Annotated in this window: 8 protein-coding genes and 1 pseudogene; 6 read left to right on the top strand and 3 right to left on the bottom strand. The window is 55.4% G+C overall.

Annotated features, from left to right (window positions below):
- Positions 1-460: 460 nt before the first annotated feature.
- Together LHL23_RS21055 and LHL23_RS21050 are read left to right on the top strand one after the other, a co-directional pair.
- The gene (locus LHL23_RS21055) at positions 461-3,193 is read left to right on the top strand and encodes an Ig-like domain-containing protein (protein WP_226431457.1); all 2,733 of its coding nucleotides are present in this window, start codon (positions 461-463) and stop codon (positions 3,191-3,193) included.
- Positions 3,194-3,504: 311 nt separating this feature from the next.
- Positions 3,505-6,102 (top strand): Ig-like domain-containing protein, encoded by a 2,598-nt coding sequence (locus tag LHL23_RS21050; RefSeq protein ID WP_226431456.1) that lies wholly within the window; start codon positions 3,505-3,507, stop codon positions 6,100-6,102.
- Between the two features lie 488 nt (positions 6,103-6,590).
- Here the strand turns inward: LHL23_RS21050 and LHL23_RS21045 are convergent, their stop codons facing one another.
- Positions 6,591-6,776, bottom strand: coding sequence for a transposase (locus LHL23_RS21045; protein WP_413229488.1), 186 nt, complete (start codon positions 6,774-6,776; stop codon positions 6,591-6,593).
- Positions 6,777-6,893: 117 nt separating this feature from the next.
- Between LHL23_RS21045 and LHL23_RS21040 the strand changes: the two are divergent.
- From LHL23_RS21040 to LHL23_RS21025, 4 genes and pseudogenes are all read left to right on the top strand, one after another.
- Positions 6,894-7,133, top strand: a pseudogene (locus LHL23_RS21040) (IS5/IS1182 family transposase); the annotation flags it as partial.
- An 81-nt stretch (positions 7,134-7,214) separates the two neighbouring features.
- Positions 7,215-10,088, top strand: a complete 2,874-nt coding sequence (locus LHL23_RS21035; RefSeq protein ID WP_226431437.1) for an SNF2-related protein — start codon at positions 7,215-7,217, stop codon at positions 10,086-10,088.
- A 34-nt stretch (positions 10,089-10,122) separates the two neighbouring features.
- A complete protein-coding gene (locus tag LHL23_RS21030) occupies positions 10,123-13,293 on the top strand; it encodes a site-specific DNA-methyltransferase (RefSeq protein ID WP_226431436.1) in 3,171 nt (1,056 codons plus the stop codon).
- A complete protein-coding gene (locus tag LHL23_RS21025; protein ID WP_226431435.1) occupies positions 13,293-16,610 on the top strand; it encodes a DEAD/DEAH box helicase family protein in 3,318 nt (1,105 codons plus the stop codon). The genes LHL23_RS21030 and LHL23_RS21025 overlap by 1 nt, the downstream gene beginning before the upstream one ends.
- 325 nt (positions 16,611-16,935) lie before the next feature.
- On the opposite strand, the gene LHL23_RS21020 is transcribed toward LHL23_RS21025, so the two are convergent.
- A complete protein-coding gene (locus tag LHL23_RS21020) occupies positions 16,936-17,694 on the bottom strand; it encodes a hypothetical protein (RefSeq protein WP_226431434.1) in 759 nt (252 codons plus the stop codon).
- A gap of 226 nt (positions 17,695-17,920) precedes the next feature.
- Positions 17,921-19,258 carry an anti-phage deoxyguanosine triphosphatase gene (locus tag LHL23_RS21015; protein WP_226431433.1) on the bottom strand — a complete coding sequence of 446 codons (1,338 nt, stop codon included), beginning with the start codon at positions 19,256-19,258 and terminating at the stop codon, positions 17,921-17,923.
- Positions 19,259-19,452 lie beyond the last annotated feature (194 nt).

Here is a 19,452-nt window from a genome sequence, read left to right as displayed (position 1 = left end):
ACGCAACGAAACTGCCGCCCGGCGCAAATCCCTTTTGTCAATACAGCTTAGGAGCCTGCAGACATTTTGTGGAATTCATGATACACTATATGTTGCAAGCCAATTTGACGAAAGAATCAATACCAGCGAGGTCACGAGCAGTGAGGCCAAATTGGTATCGATGAGGGGGAGTAACATGGCTTCGAAGCTGAGCGCGAAATTCGCCGCAAGCGCGTCAGATTGACAGACATTCCCGTCAACAGACCGACCAACCTAAAATAAAAAATTCGCTCGTATCGGCCTGCGCCGGTATTTCCCGCGAAGAAATAACTCGAGAATTAGCCTCACCTTTCGCGTGAGGCTAAGGGACAGGTGAATCCGGAAACGGGTTCGCCAGCGCCTTTTGTTGCTCTGGCAAAACTCCAACCGGCACAAAAAATTTGAAGGAAATCAAGAATTGCCATAGCGAGGAAGTAAAAAAATACCAAATACAGCACCAACAGCGGTAAATGATTTTTACGTATTAAACGAGGACAGTTTCCTAAAAGTCGCGCCTGGCCTCGGCCTTCTTAATAACGACAGCGATCCAGATCCAGGTGACGCTGCGAAATTGGCCGCGATACTTACTTCCGGGCCAGTTAATCCGCTGTTTGATCTCAACACAAACGGCGCGCTGACCTACGACGCCCGTTACCACGGCCCGCTTTCCGTGGATACGACGCTCGTTGACCTCGACTACACCCCTGGCGGCCAGGACGGTTTCCTCGTCAGCGGCGGCGGTGACGTCGTGCTCCCAAACGGGTTCGACTCCCTCTCCGAAGGTGGCATCATCGTCGACAAGATTACCTACAACGTAATTGACGGCCAGGACTCGGACAGCGGCATAGCTTATTTCACGATCATCGGCGTCAATGACGCGCCCGTGGCCGACGACGACGCAGGTCAGACCACTTCGGGTGGTTCGGTGCTCATCGACGCGCTGGACGGCGACACGGATGTCGATGTCTGGCCGGTCGATGACAACGGGCTTCTGGCCATCACTTCATTCTCAGACATCAACGACAACAATGGCGGAGGATCGTCGGGTAACGGTTCACTTAATCTGACAACGGATGCCGGCGGCACCGTGACACTTTCCGGCGGCCAGATTCTGTACCAGGCAGCCGCGGGCTTTTTCGGGGTGGACACATTCGAATACACCGTCGAAGATCCGCAAGGCGGGTCTGATACCGGCGTGGTGCGCGTGACCGTTTTGCCTGCCAACCAGAACCCGACTGCACTCGACGACAGCTACACTGTCGGCGAGGATGACGGTCCAGTCGTGCGCGGCAGCGTTCTTGACAACGACAGTGATCCCGATGCCGGAGACATCCTGGCCGCGCAGCTCGTGGCCGGCAGCCTGCGGGCGGTGGATGAATTCGGAGCCCCGATCGCAGGGCCGACCGGAGTGCTGGCCGACTTCGATGCCGACGGCAATTTCACCTTCGACCCGGATGGACAGTTTGAGTTCTTGGCCGAAGGTGAGTGTGCTTATGTAGCCTTCGACTACACAGCCAACGATGCGGAAGGCAACCCCGATCAGGCGACTGTCATTGTGAAGATAGATGGCGCGAATGACCCGGTCTTCGGCAATATCGCGGCCAAGAACGCGCAGGTCTTTGAATCGGGTCTGGCGGATGGCAGCCAGGACGGTGGGGACCAGACATTCCCGACCGGCGATACTGTCACGCGGGTCTATGACTTCTCGGCGGAACTGGCGGCGCTGTCGCTACTCGATCCCGAAGGCGATACGATCTTCCTCACGCTCGTCGACGGGAATGGCGAAGGTGTCATCGGGTCAATGGCCGGAGACGTGATCTCGGACGATTACGGGGACTGGACCTTGCTTGGTGCCGGGGCTGTCATCACTGGCGTCAGCTACACGCATGACACCAGTGCCACCCATTCGTCTGGGAACGGACATAATGGCGGTGTCTTTGACACGCTGAACCTCGGCTTCACCGACGGGACGCTGAACGGGGCCGCAACCGCCTATGTCCTCGATTTCACGGGCCAGCCTGGCGGAACGAACAATGTCACCTCTGCTTCGGCGGAAATCATCGACGACATCCCGCTGATCGAAACCGGCCCGGATAGCGTCGGGTCGGATACGGTGGACAATAAGACGGTTGCGTTCACTGCAAACGCTTCGGTTTCCGACACGTTCATCTTTGTCGATAGCGCCGATGGCTCCAATCTGCTGATGAACGGTATTCCGGACACGTTTGTCGTCGAAGCCGGAGATGACGACTGGACGATTACATCAGCGGTTGACTACCAAGCCAATGGCGACATTCTCGTCATCGGCACCTCGGATAACGGGACCGTCGATGATGCCGACGATTTCGTCTTCTACGAGCTGGCAGTCGATAGAGACGGTGGCGGCACGGATGCGAACGGCAACAACCTAGCCGAATATACCTTCACGCAGAAAGCCAGCCCGCCAACGATCATCGTACCGGTCGACTTCTCCTCTGTGAAGGCCGGCGGCCCGCAGGAAACGCTCACGGTCTCCAGCGTGACGTTCGACGGGTTCTTCTACAGCAATACCGATCTCAGCACCAATTACGACGGGCTGTCAGGCCCGCTTAATGGAGATTCCTTGGCCAACATGAAGATCGACGACATTGGCGGAGGATCTGATGACGTCAACCCGAATAATGCCGGTGGTATCGGTGTCGGCAACGGCAACATCGAAACTGCAGAAGGCCTGCTGATCGATGTGTCGGCTGCCTCGCCTCAGCCGACGGGTATTCAATTCATCGTCCAGGGTGTTGGTGGCGGTATCGGCACTGAAACGATTGTCTGGGAAGCATGGGACAGCGGTTCATTAGTCGCCTTCGGTGAAATCGAACTGGATCTCACCAACAATACAGGCCCCAAGGAGGTGAACATCGAGCCTGGTGTTGCCTTCGAAGAACTCTATGTCGGTACGGTTGGGGAGCCCCCGGCCGGCAGTGGCATGGATGGCAACGACAAGTTCCGGATCAATCAAGTCAGCCTGATCACAGAAGCACCTGCAGAGGATTACATCCTGCCGTTCGAGATATTCGCGGACGAACAGACCGTGGATGGCGATCAGACAGCCGTTGCAAGCTGGACCGTCGAAGTCGACGGACCGGAAGCAAACGACAATATCGTTGCGCTGGATACGGCTTTCGACATCCTCGCCTGATACGTTCCGCCGCCAAACATGCGGGGCGGCCTTCGGGCCGCCCCGTTTTTACGTGACATTGACACAATTGGTGACACTCTCTGGCGGCAACAAACCGCCGAATTGGACTTGTTCTCGCAATCCCGCGTGACAGCCTGATACGTTTTCACCAAATTGCCACCAAAGAGAGCCCTTATTGGGCCTGAAAATTGAGGTTGAACGCAGTCCTACACGCTGGATTCTTTCCGCGTGTTCCTTACCAGATTCCGAGTGTTTCGCAGTCTAACCCTAACGGATAGGCCGCCGCAGGTGAACGAGCGGCCGTGAAAAACATGAATAGCAGCAGAAACTTAGCACTGTCACCCGAAAAACTGAACACTCTTGGGCCGCAGGATATGGAATTCCATTTTTCCCAGCCGCTTCCCGGTGCATTTGGCAGGCGAGGCGAGGCAGCCAAATCAGCGCTTGAAAACCGCAATCCGGAGGCCTTGAAACGCCTTTTCGAACTGTGGGAGCAATCTGAGTCGGACACGCTGGCGCCGCTGGAGCAGAACGCTGGCACGGCAGACGTTCCAGTCGACACGGACCCGGGCGACGTCGATCAGGGCGTCGACGCACTGCTGTCACCGTACAAGTGGGATACCACCGAACTGACCTACAGTTTCCCCGACAGCGCCGACGACTATAGCTACTATCCCATCGGATCTTTTGCGCCGATGACAGGCGATTTGCAGCAATTGGCACGCGCGGCTCTGACCGAGTATTCCAGTATTTCCATGCTGACCTTCACCGAAATCACTGGCGACCAAGACCATGATGCGGACCTGCGGATTGCGCTCGATCCGGATTTCATCAGCGCTTACGCCTACCTGCCGAGCAATGGAAGCTCTGGCGGCGATTCCTGGTACGGGTGGTACCTGACAGATCCGGTCTCACCAGAGGTCGGGTCATTTGATTTTCATACTTTTCTTCACGAGACGGGGCATTCGCTCGGTCTGAACCACGCGCATGAGGATACACACGGTGGCGCCGTGCCATATGACTTGAACTCAATGGAGTTTACGGTCATGACCTACAATTCTTATGTCGGATCTCTCGGCGGCGCCTATTCGAACTCCGACGGTGATTTCGCGCAATCCTTGATGATGCTCGACATCGCGGCGATCCAGCGGCTGTACGGCGCGAATTTCGCCGCAAACGCAGGTGATACGGTATATTCTTTCGACCTTGACACCGGGCGGATGTTTGTCAACGGCGCCGACGTGATTGCAGAGGCAGGCCTGACTAAGGTGGATGGTGCCGATACGGTATTCCGGACGATATGGGACGGAAATGGCGTCGATACCTATGATTTTTCGAACTACTCCACCTCGCTTGGCGTAGACCTGCGTCCGGGGGAATGGGTCGACCTTGATACCGGGGGCACATTCCAGCGTGCCCATCTCGGAGCAGGCAATTATGCTCGCGGGCATATAGCGAACGCCCTGCTGTATGAGGGGGACACGCGATCGCTCATCGAGAACGCAATCGGCGGGTCGAGCGATGACTGGTTTATTGGTAACGCCGCCGACAACAAGTTCTGGGGCGGGGCCGGCAACGACACTTTCCATGACAGTCTGGGATCGGACACCTATTTCGGCGAATCCGGCTACGACACGGTCAGCTTTGATGGCGACTTCCAATCTTACGGTTTCAGCGCCGGTTCAAACTTCATCACCGTGGGATCGCTGGCCCTGGATTGGATCGCGGATACTGTTGAAGAGATCCGGTTCGCAGATATTTCCTGGAGTTGGTCGGATCTTTATGGGCATATCACCGGCGGCTCTGAGAACGCCCCCCCCGTCGCTGTAGACGACGCGGCATCGACCAATGAGGATACCGCCGTCTCAATTTCTGTACTCTCAAATGACTCGGACACGGACGGTGAAGCGATAAGCATTCTGGATTTCAGCCAGGCGACAAACGGAACGGTAACGCATGAGGGAGAAGTTCTTGTTTATTCGCCCAGTCAGGGCTTTCAGGGTACAGATAGCTTCACGTACACGATTTCTGACAGTCACGGCGGAGAGGGCACGGCGACGGTTACCGTATTGGTTGAGCCTGCCAACTCTGAACCCACTGTCTATTCGCAAATGCTTACTTTTGAAAGCGGCACCAGCCAAGAAGTGAGCGCGCTTGCCGTATCCGGCCTCAATGTCGTCAGGTCGAGCGAAATGAATGGTGACTTTGCCGGCGAAAGCGGCCGGGACGGAATGTTCGAGATTGACGCCAAGTCGGGTGAATTTGATTTCGATGCCCTGCTGCTGCAGGCCGCCCGGGGTCAGGCAAATGTTGTTATTGAGGCGTGGAACAATGAAGCACTGGTAAGTACCGCTAATTTCCGGATCAGTTCGAACTCACCGGCTCCGGTAGCACTAGGAGAGGATTTTGACGGCGTGGATCGTATCGTCGTAAGATCAGACCGGCCTATCCTCGTCGATGACATAAAAGTAATGGCTCCCGTCGACGGTTTCCAGCCGGCACCTCCGCTGAGGACCGTATCCGAACTGGACTTTGAGGAAGTGGTGCAGGCGGATCCGATCAGGGTGGGTGACTTCGACTTTCTCGGCGCAACCACGAGTTCGCAAGCCAAGGGTGTGGTGTCGGGTGTTCAGGCTTTGCAGTCGGACGTCGAGACGATCTCGATATCCAGGAGCGACAGCGAGACATTCGACTTCGAAAGCGGCTATTTTACTTCCTTCAATGGTCGAAATGTAGATCTGATTGTTGAGGGCTGGCTGAATAACACTTTCGTTGGAACATTGACCTACAGTATTTCTGACAAGAAAGAATCTCTCGTTCTGTTTGACGAGACTTTCGATCAGGTCGATCAGGTTAACATCTACGCAGCCGATGGGTTTATACTGGATGACGCCGTGTTCCTCGTATGATGTTGAGCAGCCTCATCTGATTGGTCCAAGCTGATTGTTAGTGCATGATTGGCCTGCATTCCATTGGGATGATAGTTTCCGGGGCCGGTGGGCGATAGTCCAATGCACTGTGGGGTCTCTTGCTGTTGTAGTGCCAGCGGGCCGAACCGTCAGCGCGGTACCGGGAGCTGTTCGAAGATCTCGCCCGGTCCCTGAACGCGCCAGAGGTACGGCGCGAGGCGACAGCGTCGCTGCGGTCTCTGATTTCAGAGGTGCGGATGGTTCCGGAGGCTGATGCGCCGGGCGGGCATCAGCTTGAACTTGTTGGGGAATTGGCGGGGATCATGGCTTTGGAGAGCCCTGAATCGAGAAAGCCCCCGCTGTTTGCGGAGGCTTGGCCGGAAACGTTGGTTGCGGGAGCAGGATTTGGACACTGTTTCATTCAAGCACGATAACTTACGGCTGCGGTGCCAGCCGCAATCCATTGCAAGCGCTGCTTAAGTATCTTCTTACGTCCGCTGTGCGCAGAATGCACCCTGAACCGCACCGGGTTTGTCCATCTCGCCGGATTGATAGCGTCGCGGCGTCAATCCGAAGTGAGCCGCGACAGTTCTTAAACTCGTAGAGCGTCCGGGGTCATCTACCGCAGCTTTGAAGGTCAGAGCAGCGATTGGTCCCACGCCGGGGATTGCCATGAAGCGCAGGCACGTTTCCTCGTGGCTGGCGGCCCGTTTCACCCGCCGGTCCAACTTGCGATATGCCTTGAAGAGCGTCGCGCGGGCATCCAGCAGCGGCAGCAGAGCATGTGACAGGTCGCCGCCCGTGGTGCCGCCGCTGCTATCCCGCCCCGCAAAAATGCCACTCCCTAGAAGCCAACGAGCCCGGGCGCGGTGGCACGGAGCGAAGTCCTGCGCGCATCAAAGTACCTCGGCCGCGCCATCTGGCGACGGTGGAGCGGCTATCACCGCCGGACCCGGGTCGAGTCAAAGATGAACTGCATCAAGCTGCTCGGCCAATCCCTGATGGCAAAAGACTTCGAACGACAGGTCGCCTACGGGCGGTAAAATTCTACCAACTACATATGTTTAAAAAAATCTCTCGAAGACCTGAGCCATAGCGGCTAACCCTAAGGCATGTTCACGGCTTACCACTCCAAATACACCGCGCATGACCTGACCAAGCTGGCTCCTCCGGGCGCTGAGGACCAGCTTTCGATGTCCCTCTTTGATGCATCGGTTGACCTCAATCCCCACCAGATTGAAGCCGCGATGTTCGCTCTGCAATCGCCTCTCGTAGAAGGCGCGATCCTTGCTGATGAAGTTGGATTGGGAAAGACGATCGAGGCTGGAATTGTGCTCTGCCAGAAATGGGCAGAGCGAAAGCGCACACTTATCATCATCTGTCCGGCTGCCATCCGTCAGCAATGGGCCGCAGAACTCACGAACAAATTCAATTTGCCAGCAGTCGTCATTGACGCGAAGACCTATCGCCAGATGAAGGCAGACGGTATTCCATTTCCCCTGGCCCAGAAGCTGATCGTCGTACTTTCGTACCACTATGCAGCAAAGCTGCAGGATGAGCTGCGCCAGGTCGAATGGGACCTGGTTGTGATTGACGAGGCACACAAGCTCCGGAATGCATATCGTCCGAGCAATCGTATTGGGCAGGCGCTGCAATGGGCCGTCGAGGGCCGCAAAAAACTGCTGCTTACCGCGACACCCCTTCAGAACAGTTTGATGGAAATCTTCGGGCTGACCAACTTCATCGACCCCAATATCTTCGGGGACGCCAACAGTTTTCGCTCGAAATATGTATACGCTGGTGGCGATCTGCCCGAACTGAGAACGCGCTTGACGGGCTTTTGCAAGCGTACACTCAGAAAACAGGTGCTTGAATACGTCCAGTACACTCAGCGCCGTGCAATTACGCAGCCCTTTAGCCCGGCCGAAAATGAACAGGCTTTATATGACGGTATCACCCGCTTTCTCCAAAGGGAGGACACCTTCGCCATCCCGTCCCAGCAGCGGCACCTGACAGTTTTGATCCTTCGCAAACTGCTGGCATCCTCATCACAGGCAATTGCCGGCACGCTAGAAACCCTGAGGGCAAGGCTCGAAGCCATGCTCGAGGGGCTTCCGACGAGTGATAGCTTAGCCGAGGCGATTTCTTTCGAGAACGAACTCGAAGATGACATTCTGGAGGAATGGTACGACCAGGAGGCAACTGTCGAGCCCAGCGCCGAACAAATTGACCCTGCGAAGTTACGTCGCGAGATCGACGACATATCCAACCTCATCCAACTCGCGCATTCGATCCAGACAGACACGAAATCCAAGGCACTCATGAAGGCGCTGGAGATAGGATTTGCAGAACAGCAACGAATGGGAGCGCTCAAGAAGGCCCTGATTTTTACGGAGTCGAGGCGAACTCAGGAATACTTGCGGGAATACTTGGAAAAGAACGGGTACGCCGGGCAAGTCGTGATGTTCAGCGGCACAAACTCAGACAAGAACGCACAAGAAGCATATGAGCGGTGGATCGCCAATCCGCAAAACCGGGAACAGGTGACGGGATCGCGGGCTATCAATGTTCGCGCAGCGTTGATCGAGGAGTTTCGTGAAAGCGCCTCGATCATGATCGCGACCGAAGCGGCCGCTGAAGGCGTCAACCTTCAGTTCTGCTCGCAGGTGATCAACTATGATCTGCCATGGAATCCCCAAAGGATCGAGCAGCGCATAGGCCGATGCCACCGGTACGGTCAGACCCACGACGTGATCGTCGTCAACTTCCTGAACGAAAGAAACGAAGCCGACAAACGGGTTCATACCCTGCTGACAGAGAAATTCAATCTCTTCGACGGAATCTTTGGAGCGTCAGACGAGGTGCTTGGCACCATCGAGTCCGGCGTTGACTTCGAAAAGCGTATCCTAGCCATCTACCAGGACTGCCGCACACCCGAAGCCATTGCGGCCGCCTTTGACGAACTCCAGACGCAGCTTGACGAACAGGTCCGCAGCCGGATGGAGGACACTCGCCGCGCGCTGCTTGAGCATTTTGACGAGGATGTGCATGCCCGCCTCAAACTGCGGCTAGACAATGCGCGCGAGCAACTCGATCGTGTCGGCCGCAGGTTCTGGGACCTCACCAACGCAATTCTGCTGGACCGAGCCAGGTTTTACGAGGCCAATCTGGCATTTGATCTCCTGTCACCGCCGTCATCTGACATTAGGCCCGGCCGGTATCATCTGATCTCACGCAACACCGCCTCTGATCGGACAACCAACGAGCATGGCTATTTCCTGTACAGGCTTTCGCACCCTCTCGGAGAGCATGTTCTCACGACGGCGAGGACTGCCGACACGCCGGTGGCAGAGTTACGGTTCAATGTCACAAACCATCCGACCCGTGTCGCGATTGCCGAAGCGTTGAGGGGTCGGCGTGGCTGGCTCACTCTTCGGAAATTGACTGTAACCACCTTCGAAACCGAGGAGTACCTCCTCTTCTCTGGCATCGACGATAACGGCAGGTCCATCGACCATGAGGCGTGCGCCAAGCTATTCTCAGTCGGCGCCGCGGTCCACGACGTTGTCGATCCCGCACCCGCCGTCGCGGATCGATTGCAGGCGGAAGCCGATCAGCATGCGACTGCGGCACTCAACCGGTCACTCGATGCCAACAACAAGCACTTCGCCTCAGCCCGCGAACGGCTGGAGTGCTGGGCCGAGGACAAGATACTCGCTGCCGAAAAGTTGCTGAAGGACACCAAAGAGCAAATCAAGGCCGTTCGGCGTGAAGCGCGGCAAGCGACCACGCTCGAGGAAGAGGCGGAGATCCAGACGAAGCTACAAGAGCTGGAACGCCGCCAGCGTAAACAGCGGCAGGAGATTTTCAACCAGGAAGACGAGGTAGCCGAAAAGCGCGACGAGCTGATCGCCAAACTGCAGAAACGCCTCCAGCGGGGACACTCGACCGAAACGCTGTTTACGATCCGCTGGGCGGTCGTGTAGACCAGCCCGGCAACACCAAGGAAAAACAAGAACAATGAGCAATTTCGACGCCCTGGTTGGCAAGCTGCGCGAAATCTTTCAAATCGACCGACCTGACCTCGATTTCGGCGTCTACCGAATCCTGAACGCCCGCGCGGGCGAGATCGAGGACTACCTGTCCAATCGCCTGAAGGCGCGGGTGAAAGAGGCGCTCGCCGCCGGTGCCACGGCCAGCACGGAAACGCTCAAGGCCGAAATCGCCAAGGCCGAAAAGGCGGCCGTAGACGCGGGCTTCAACCCTGACGACGCCCCCAAAGTCAAGCAACTCCGTGCCGAACTGGTCGCCGCCAGCGCCGGTGCGTCAGAGCATGAGAACCAGGTATTTTCGCACCTGCTGACCTTCTTCTCGCGCTACTACGACAAGGGCGATTTCATCAGTCAGCGCCGCTACAAGGGCGGCACCTATGCCATTCCCTATTCCGGGGAAGAGGTCGTGCTGCACTGGGCGAACCGCGACCAGTATTACACCAAGAGCGGCGAGTCCTTTTCCAACTTCAGCTTCAAGCTGGATGATGGACGCGCGGTGCATTTCCGTCTGGTCGCCGCCGACACCGCCAAGGACAACCGCAAGGACAACGACAAGGAACGCCGCTTCGTGCTGGCTACCGAACGGACCGTCACGCGCACTGATGAGGATGGAGAACCCTATGAGGAAACCATCCTTCCTGTGGAGGAGGAAGATGGCGCGCTGGTGATCCGTTTTGATTTCGTCCCGCAGCCCAAAGGCACCAAGCAAGAAAAACTGGTCGAAGCCGCCGTCGAAACCATTCTTGGCCATGACGCCGTCAAGGCGCGCTGGCTGACGTTGACCAGTCGTGCGCCGACCGACAAGAAACCCAACCGCACCCTTCTGGAAAAGCATCTGACGACCTACACCCAGAAGAACACCGCCGACTACTTCATCCACAAGGATCTGGGCAGCTTTCTGCAGCGGGAACTGGATTTCTACATCAAGAACGAGGTGATGAACCTCGATGACGTGCAGGATGCCGGCGCCTTTTCCGCCATCGAGAAAAACCTTCGGATGATCCAGTGCCTGCGCGCCATCGCGCTGGACCTGATTACCTTCCTGGCCAGCATCGAGAATTTCCAGAAGAAGCTGTGGCTGAAGAAGAAATTCGTTGTGGCTGCACAGTATTGCGTGACGCTGGACCGGGTGCCGGAGTCGCTTTACCCCGCCGTCGCCGCAAACCCAGCGCAATGGGTGCAGTGGCACGATCTGGGGATGTGGGACAGTGCGGCATCAGGGACAGTCGAGGATCTGAAGGCCAATCCTTACCTGATGGTAGACACGGCGCTATTCGATACGAAGTTTCGGGCCGATCTGCTGAAGGAGATCCCGGATCTGGATGCCAGCCTCGACGGGCTTCTGGTGCAGGGGGACAATTTTCAGGCAATCACTTTGCTTGAACGCGTCTTGTTTCGGCGCTTAAAGCATATCTATATCGACCCCCCCTACAACACAGGTGACGATGGGTTTGCTTATAAAGACTCTTATCGGCACTCATCATGGATGAGCATGCTCGAAAACAGAGTTCGAAAGATGGTTCCGCTCCTTCGAGAGGATGGGATTTTTTCGTCAAGCATTGATCGGGATGAAAACCGAAACTACTTGCCGATGCTATTCTCGATCTTTGGTGAAGAGAACTTCTTGGAAGAAGTTGTCTGGAAGAAAGCCTATGGTGGCGGATCAAAGACAAAGCACATCAACAATCTTCATGAATACATCCACCAGTTCTCGCGCTCCAAAGAGGATGTTCCCTACCTTGATCTGCCCCCAAACCCCGACGCCGTAAAATACTACAAGTTGAAAGACGGTAAGATTGAGAAAAGAGGAAAGCATCGCCTCCAGCCATTGAACACCAATAGTAACGATTTCAGAAAGCAGCTGACCTATCCAATTCCAGTTCCGCCTCTCTCTTCGCTTGGAACAAAGGAGTGGGAGCAGGAAAGTTCAAGGATCGCCTCACTGTTGACCGATGGCGATCTAAACCTTGAAGGAAGTTTTGAGGAGGGCTGGCGACTTGTCCGTCGCGACGGATCAGCCTGGAATGGAGAGAGTCTACTCCCGCCACGTCAATGGCAGTGGAGCTGGGATAAGCTTCGTGGTGCGTTGATTTCCGACGAAATTGTCGTCACACTTTCAGATGGAGATTATTCTGTAAGCTACAAACAGTATCGCTTTGATGAGGCTGGTAGAGAACGCGGCCGCAAACCATCGAGTGTTCATATTGGACCTTATACGCAAAGCGGAACAGATGCTGTTCGCAACCTTTTCGGCTACGATGCCGCGAAATTTCCTAAACCTGCCGGCTTGATTGAAGATATCATAGGCATTGGTTACGCCGAAAGCGACGCAGTGATAGCTGATTTCTTCGCGGGCTCTGGCACGACGGGAGAGGCGATCTTCAGCTTAAACCGCTCTGACGAAGGTCATCGGAAATATGTGCTCACTGACCAGAGCGAAACCTTCGACATCGTTTTGCGTTGGCGGATGCAGAAGCTTGCCTATTCCGCCGATTGGAAATCTGGCAAACCCACAACCCCTGAAACTGGCATAAGCCATGCCTTCAAGGTGCTCAAGATCGAGGGCTATGAAGACACGCTGAATAACCTCGACCTGAAACGGTCAGAGGCGCAGGCCACGTTGCTTGACGGCCTCAGCGACCCGGCCCGCGACGATTACCTGATGCGCTATATGCTGGACGTCGAGGCAAAGGGATCGCTCCTGTCCGTCGCTGATTTCCGCCAGCCCTTCAACTACACGCTGAAGGTTGCGGTCGACAGCGCCGGAGCCTGGGAGGAGCGCAAGGTCGATCTGGTCGAGACCTTCAACTACCTGATCGGCCTGACCGTCCGCCACATCGACATCCAGCTGAAGCAGGGCTTCGTCACCGTCGAAGGCTGGCTGCCCAGCGGCGATAAGACCCTGATCCTGTGGCGTGATTGTGAGAAGATCGGCTACGACGAGCTGACGCGGCTCTGCGACAAGCTGGCGATCAACCCGGCCGACAGCGAATTCGACGTGGTCTACATCAACGGCGACCACAACATCCCCTCGGTCCTGCAGACAACCGAGGAAGAGGGCGGTACTGAAAAGAAGCTGATGCTGCGCCAGATCGAACCCGCCTTCCTGGACGCCATGTTCAACGTGGATGACGTGTGATGGCACGTACCCCGAAGAAGAAGCGCACCTTCCATCAGGAGCTGGTGCTGAACCGCTGGATGCTGGGCCATTTCCACGGAGACGGCCTTATGACGCTGAAGGAACGGCTCGGGCATGACCGGCACGAGGGCATCGACGATGACGGTCAGACAAAGTTCTTTCATGAGCTGACTCGCAACCTGTTCAACATGGACCGGGTAAGCGAGGCCGATCTGCGTCGCTATGACCTGAACATCGTGGCCCATTGGCAGAAGATCACCCATCGCCGCAACGCCGCCTCGGGCGAAGTGCTGACGATGAAGTACTTTCAGTACCTGTCCCTCTTGTTCACCGAGATCTACCTCGACTGGTATTTCAACCGGCGGCAGGAGCTGTTGGACGGGCTGAACGCGCAGATGGCCGAGTACCGGAAAGAGAACGGGGCCGAGACGTTCAAGGACTATACCGCCGACGACCTCAACAAACTCGCCTTCTGGAACGCGACCGGCAGCGGTAAGACGCTGCTCCTTCATGTGAACATCCTGCAGTATCTGTATTACTTCCAGGCGGGCAACAGCGGCCTGTTCCCTGACCGGATCATCCTACTGACCCCGAACGAGGGCCTCTCGCGCCAGCATCTCGAAGAATTTCACGCGTCCGACATCAACGCTCATGTCTTCGACAAGAGCCAGACCGGCTCGCTGTTCAAAGGTTGGGTGGACGTCATCGAAGTCACCAAGCTCGCCGACGAAATGGGCGACAAGACCGTCGCCACGGGCGCCTTCGAGGGCAACAACCTGGTGCTGGTTGACGAAGGTCACCGCGGTGCAGGCAGAGCCGGCGGCGTGTGGATGGCGCGACGTGCGGCGCTAGTGAAGGGTGGATTTGCCTTCGAGTACAGCGCCACCTTCAGCCAGTCGGTTGCCAAGGGCGCAACCGTCGCCAAGGCCGAGGAAGCCATTCTGAAGGCCAAGGCGAAACGGATTTTCGACAAGACGATGCGACAACTGGACGACACAGAACGCGCACAGTTGCTGCTGACGACAGCGGACCTCGCCCGCGCTCGGATCGAAGGCATCCGCGAGGCATATGCCAAGGCCGTTCTGATCGACTACAGCTACAAATATTTCTACGCCGATGGTTACGGGAAAGAATCCCTGATCCTGAACCTCGACGACAAGGGTTACGACAAGCACGGGAGCTTGTATTTCACAGCCTGCCTGCTCAGTTTCTACCAGCAGCTCTGGCTGTGGGACACCCATCGCGACAAGATCCGGGACTTCAACATCGAAAAGCCCCTGTGGGTGTTCGTGGGCAATACGGTGGCAGGCGAGGACAGTGATATCCTCGAGGTTGTCAAATTCCTCTCCAGGTTCATCAACAGCCCAGATCAAGCGACCGCCTGGATTTCCGATCTGGTAGCCGACAAGGCGCGGCTGCTGGACCCCAAAGGCAACGACATCTTCGCAGGCCGTTTTACGCCCCTAATCCATCGCGATGCGCAGACGATCTACGACGACATCATCAGGCGTCTCTTCAACGCGGATGCGCGCCAGCGGCTGAAGCTGGTGAATTTGAAGAACAGCAAAGGCGAATTAGCGCTTCGAGTCGGCTCAGCCGATCCCTTCGGCCTGATCAACATCGGCGATGATTCAGGTTTCTTTAAGAAGGCCGAGGACATCGCCGATTTCGACACCGAAGCCGATGATTTCGGAAACGGCCTGTTCGACACGATCAATCGGAAGGACAGCAAGCTCAATGTTCTGATCGGTTCACGAAAGTTCACCGAGGGCTGGTCGAGCTGGCGGGTGTCCACCATGGGCCTTTTGAACATGGGGCAAGGGGAAGGCTCGCAGATCATCCAACTTTTCGGTCGCGGCGTCCGGCTGAAGGGGCGCGGCATGTCGCTGAAGCGGTCACTTCCCACCGAACGCCCAAAGGGAACCCACATGGAACGCCTTGAAACGCTAAACATCTTTGGCGTGCGGGCGAATTACATGGCCAACTTCAAGGACTACTTGAAGGAAGAAGGGATCACACCGAGCGACGAGATCATCCAGCTCGATTTCCCGACCAGAACCAACCTGCCCACTGGCACGCGGCTGAAGACCCTGAAACTCAAAGACGGTTACAAGGACAACCAGATCAAGGGCTTCAAGCGTGTCCACTTCCCGACGCTCTACGAAGTGCCGACGGAATTCGTGGGCAAGATCAAGCTGCCGCATGTTGTCCTCGACCTCTATCCTCGGGTGGAAGCGATTGGCTCGAAGGTGAATCCTGACACCAGCGCCCCTGACAAGCGAAACCACGGCAAGCTGAAAAAGGAGGCGATTGCCTGCTTCGACTGGGACGTGGTGTTCAACGCCGTTCAAGAGTACAAGCTATTGAAGAGCTGGAGCAATCTGCGAGTCGACCGGGACTGCCTTGTTCAATTCTGCCTTGCCGACGACAGCTGGTATACGCTCCTGATCCCAGATTCTGAACTCGCGGTTCATGGGTATGGTGACATCCAGCGACAACAAGACATCATGATGCAGCTGCTTACTGATTACACCGATCGGTTCTACCAGGGATTGAAGGCGGCATACGAAGGGAAATTCTACGACGTCACCCACGTGACTGAAGACTCGGGTTCAATAATCAAGCTGTATCAGTTCGAAATCGAAAACACAGACGACGGGCTTGAATACAAACAACGCTTGGAGCAGCTGAGCGAACTCGTAGCCGAAGGGAAACTTGGCGAGGCGAGCTCTTGGAATGCACCCCACATGGTCGCAATCAGCTTTGGCCAGCATCTGTACTATCCTCTAATGTCGCCCGAGAAGGACACGGTGGTGCCGCTGAAGATGCGCCCGCTTGCGATTTCAGAGCCGAGCGAAGTCAAGTTTGTTCAGGACGTTGCAGCATTCTACGATTCAGCTGAGGGAAAGGAAAAGCTGCGAGGTCTGAGTCTGTATCTGCTGCGCAATGCGGACAACCGAGCCAAGGGCCTTGGCTTCGCTTTGGCGGGCAATTTCTACCCAGACTTTCTGCTTTGGCTGGTCGACGACAAGTCGGGAAAACAATGGCTGTCGTTCATCGATCCCAAAGGGATCCGCAGTATGAATATTTCGGATCCAAAGTTTGGTCTGTATCGGGAAATAAAACAGATAGAGAGCCAGTTACGGGATACGACGATTAGCCTCAGCGCTTTCATCCTGTCAGTGACCGCATTCAACGATCTACTCAACGTGACAGGATCGACAACGAAATCCGATCTCGAAGACCGCAACGTGTTGTTCCTGGATGATGGTGGGTCTGCCTATCTTGGCAAGCTTCTGGACAAAGCGCTCGCGTGAGGAAGACCTTAGAGGCATTTTCTGTCTTGTCGCTTGCTGACCAGTCAGCTGGTAGCGGTGTCCGACAATCGCCAAGCTGAGCCTCCCCCGAAGAAGTGATCCGCCCCTACGCTCGAGCCGGGCGCGACGGTGAATGGCATGTCAGCGCATTATGGGATCTTAGCGAACCAGCTGTCGGCCTAGCGCCGACTGGCGAAGCAGGGGAAACTGGTATTGCCAGCGGCGGAGCCGGCCGAACCCGTCTTCGCCCGGCTGGTGCTTCACAGACGCCGCCTACACCGCAACATTGAATTTTGTCGACCAACGGTAGGTTTGGGTCGGCCTTTCAAATCGAGTCTATATAATGGTTCAGCTTCTTCCGTGCCCAAGCGGCACAAACAAGCATTACGACGGCAGCCGTGATCAGCCCGTAAGCAAAGTACCTCCCCAATACTGTCACACTTGAACTGCCATGATCGAGGTAAAGTATTAGTCCTCCAAATCCGAAAAAAAGAATAACCGCGAGCCAGTAGGAAACTGTGGTAATTGTCTTCAATTGAGCCCCAAGGGGACTTTGATCAGTACGACCTGTTGGATCCATAGCGTTCCGGATCTTCATCACTTGGTGTGCCAACGGCAGCAAAAGGAACAAGGCCAGAATTAATTGAACCAGTCTCCCAGCTTCGCCGACTTGAAAAGTGCTAAACAATCTCGCAGTTAACGCAAGTATTATCCATGCAAAAATGAAATCCAGGAGGATTAGCAATGGTGCTAAAAATCTAGGGTCCGCCAATACTTGTACGTTCGAGTTTGGCGACTCGTGAATATTTACGCGCACGCCTTTTTCCACCCCAGATTTGAAAGAAGGTGTAGCGTCACTCGCTTCCATCAATTGCCGAGCTTCCAACTCAAGCTTTTTTATTTCAACCGATGTTTTTCGATAAGTGAGGTATACCATCGGGAGGCCAAGCAGGGCTGCAACTCCAGTTATTATTGCAACTCCAGTTTTGACCAAATTCTCAAAGGTCTCGACAGAGGATTTCTCACCTTCAACAGCGCCTTGCGCAAATGCGAAAGTCGCTACAACGGTGAGAGTCAAGGTCAACAATACTCGGTTTATCTTGGTTCTCATTTTGGATCAAATCTTGTAATGACAATATTTTTACCGGAATCAGAAACTATTGGCGGAATATGCCCTTCAAGGCCAGCTCGCGCAATAACTGTGTTCTGCTAATGCCCGTTTGCGGAAAGCTGCCAGGTGGCAGTTCCATCCAAAGGGAAGGTTCGGCTTGGACCGAAAAAGCTACTCTCTTTAGCTCTGCCAGGCGCGTTCACAATTCGTCGCCACTGCTGCCAAAACCCGGGGTGAAGAGGCGATTATACAGCCGCTCGGCGTAGCTGTCTGTCATCCCTGCAATGTAGTCACATACGCGGCGCTCTTTGGAGTTTTCTGTACACCCATCCTGCCAAGATGACTGAGGAATCAGCTTCTCAGGATCTGAGAGTAATGAATCGAACAGTCGCGCTACGATCATTTGACCTCTCCGCTCAAGTTGCTGAACCTTCGCCTTCCGGATCACGAGTTCGTAAGCCAGCCCTTTGAGGGCTTTCAGGAGCTTCTGATGACGGTCGGGTAGAGCAGCGTTGAACCTAAGAAGCGGGTGCTCGTAAGCATTGTCCTCCGTGATCGTCACACTGGTGACAAACAGATTTACAAGCCCGGAAATAGTCTGCTTTCTCTGGAAGCTGTCAGAAAGCAGGCCTTCGCAGACTAACTTGGCTTCAAAACCATCTAAGGAAGCACTGTCGACTTTTTTGAACGCTTTGGTTATCTCGTCTTGGACTTCACTTGTTGTCGCTAAACCCCGAGCAACAATATCTTCGATGTCATGAATGCCATACGCAATGTCATCAGCGAGTTCGAGAATACTGCAGTCAAGGCTGTGGTGAGCCCCATTGCCGTCGGCTGATTGTATCAGTCGATCTTTATCGGCAGTGGTGAAGCCTTCAAGCGCCCATTCAACAACATCTGCCTCGTCTTCGTGAAACGACTTCGGTGGCTTAGTCGCATAGTCGTCAAGGTTGAACGAGCTCATAGAACGCGGATACTTCAAGATCCCGAGAACCAGTCGACGGGTCGGATACAACCCTTTACCTCGCTTTTTGTACTTCTCAAGTTTCGTAAGTATGCGAAGGGTTTGGCCGTTTCCTTCAAATCCCCCATGTCGCAACATTGCGCTGTGAAGTGCTTGCTCTCCCCTATGCCCAAAGGGAGGGTGGCCAAGATCGTGGGCAAGGCAGGCGGCCTCAATCAAATCACGCGGTGGCAGCCAAACTTGCACATCCTCGTGAAAGGTTGCTTTCTTGAACTGTAGCGCTTCCAACAGGCCATAGCCAATCTGGGCCACTTCGATGGAGTGCGTCAGTCGAGTGCGATGAAAATCACCCTCTCCAGTACCCATCACCTGTGTCTTGCCTTGCAGCCGCCGAAATGCCGCCGAATGCATAATGCGCGCACGGTCCCGCTGGAACGGCGATCGGTTGTCTTTTGAACGGTTGGGCTGATCCTCGTACAGCCGAGTTTCGAAGAAGGTAGGATTAGAAATCATAAATTCGTCCTGGAGCAAATAATCGGAGTTGAGGCTAAGTCGAAAGCTGTAGCCTTTCAATGGTGCTATGGAGAAGCAGCCTTGCCGACATAGGGTGCGCGCAAGCATGTAATTCGCACGTCTGGTTACACCTAGCCATTACCCGGCTCCCCATGTGTCTTTGCCCCCTAAACCTGGGCCACTACTTTTGCCGAGGAAGGGGGATAGAAGATGGCTCGGAACCGGTATTCGGACGAGGACATCCTGAAGCTTTT

This window comes from Leisingera sp. McT4-56, assembly GCF_020514995.1.
Lineage (GTDB): Bacteria > Pseudomonadota > Alphaproteobacteria > Rhodobacterales > Rhodobacteraceae > Leisingera > Leisingera aquaemixtae_A.
The sequence above is the reverse complement of the archived record's forward strand: the minus strand, read 5'-3'. Positions and strand labels throughout refer to the sequence as shown.

Excerpts from the sequence above, each read along its gene's own strand:
- LHL23_RS21030 (WP_226431436.1), top strand. The coding sequence starts at position 10,123 with ATGAGCAATTTCGACGCCCTGGTTGGCAAGCTGCGCGAAATCTTTCAA.
- LHL23_RS21050 (WP_226431456.1), top strand. The coding sequence starts at position 3,505 with ATGAATAGCAGCAGAAACTTAGCACTGTCACCCGAAAAACTGAACACT.
- LHL23_RS21045 (WP_413229488.1), bottom strand. The coding sequence starts at position 6,776 with ATGGCAATCCCCGGCGTGGGACCAATCGCTGCTCTGACCTTCAAAGCT.
- LHL23_RS21035 (WP_226431437.1), top strand. The coding sequence starts at position 7,215 with ATGTTCACGGCTTACCACTCCAAATACACCGCGCATGACCTGACCAAG.
- LHL23_RS21025 (WP_226431435.1), top strand. The coding sequence starts at position 13,293 with ATGGCACGTACCCCGAAGAAGAAGCGCACCTTCCATCAGGAGCTGGTG.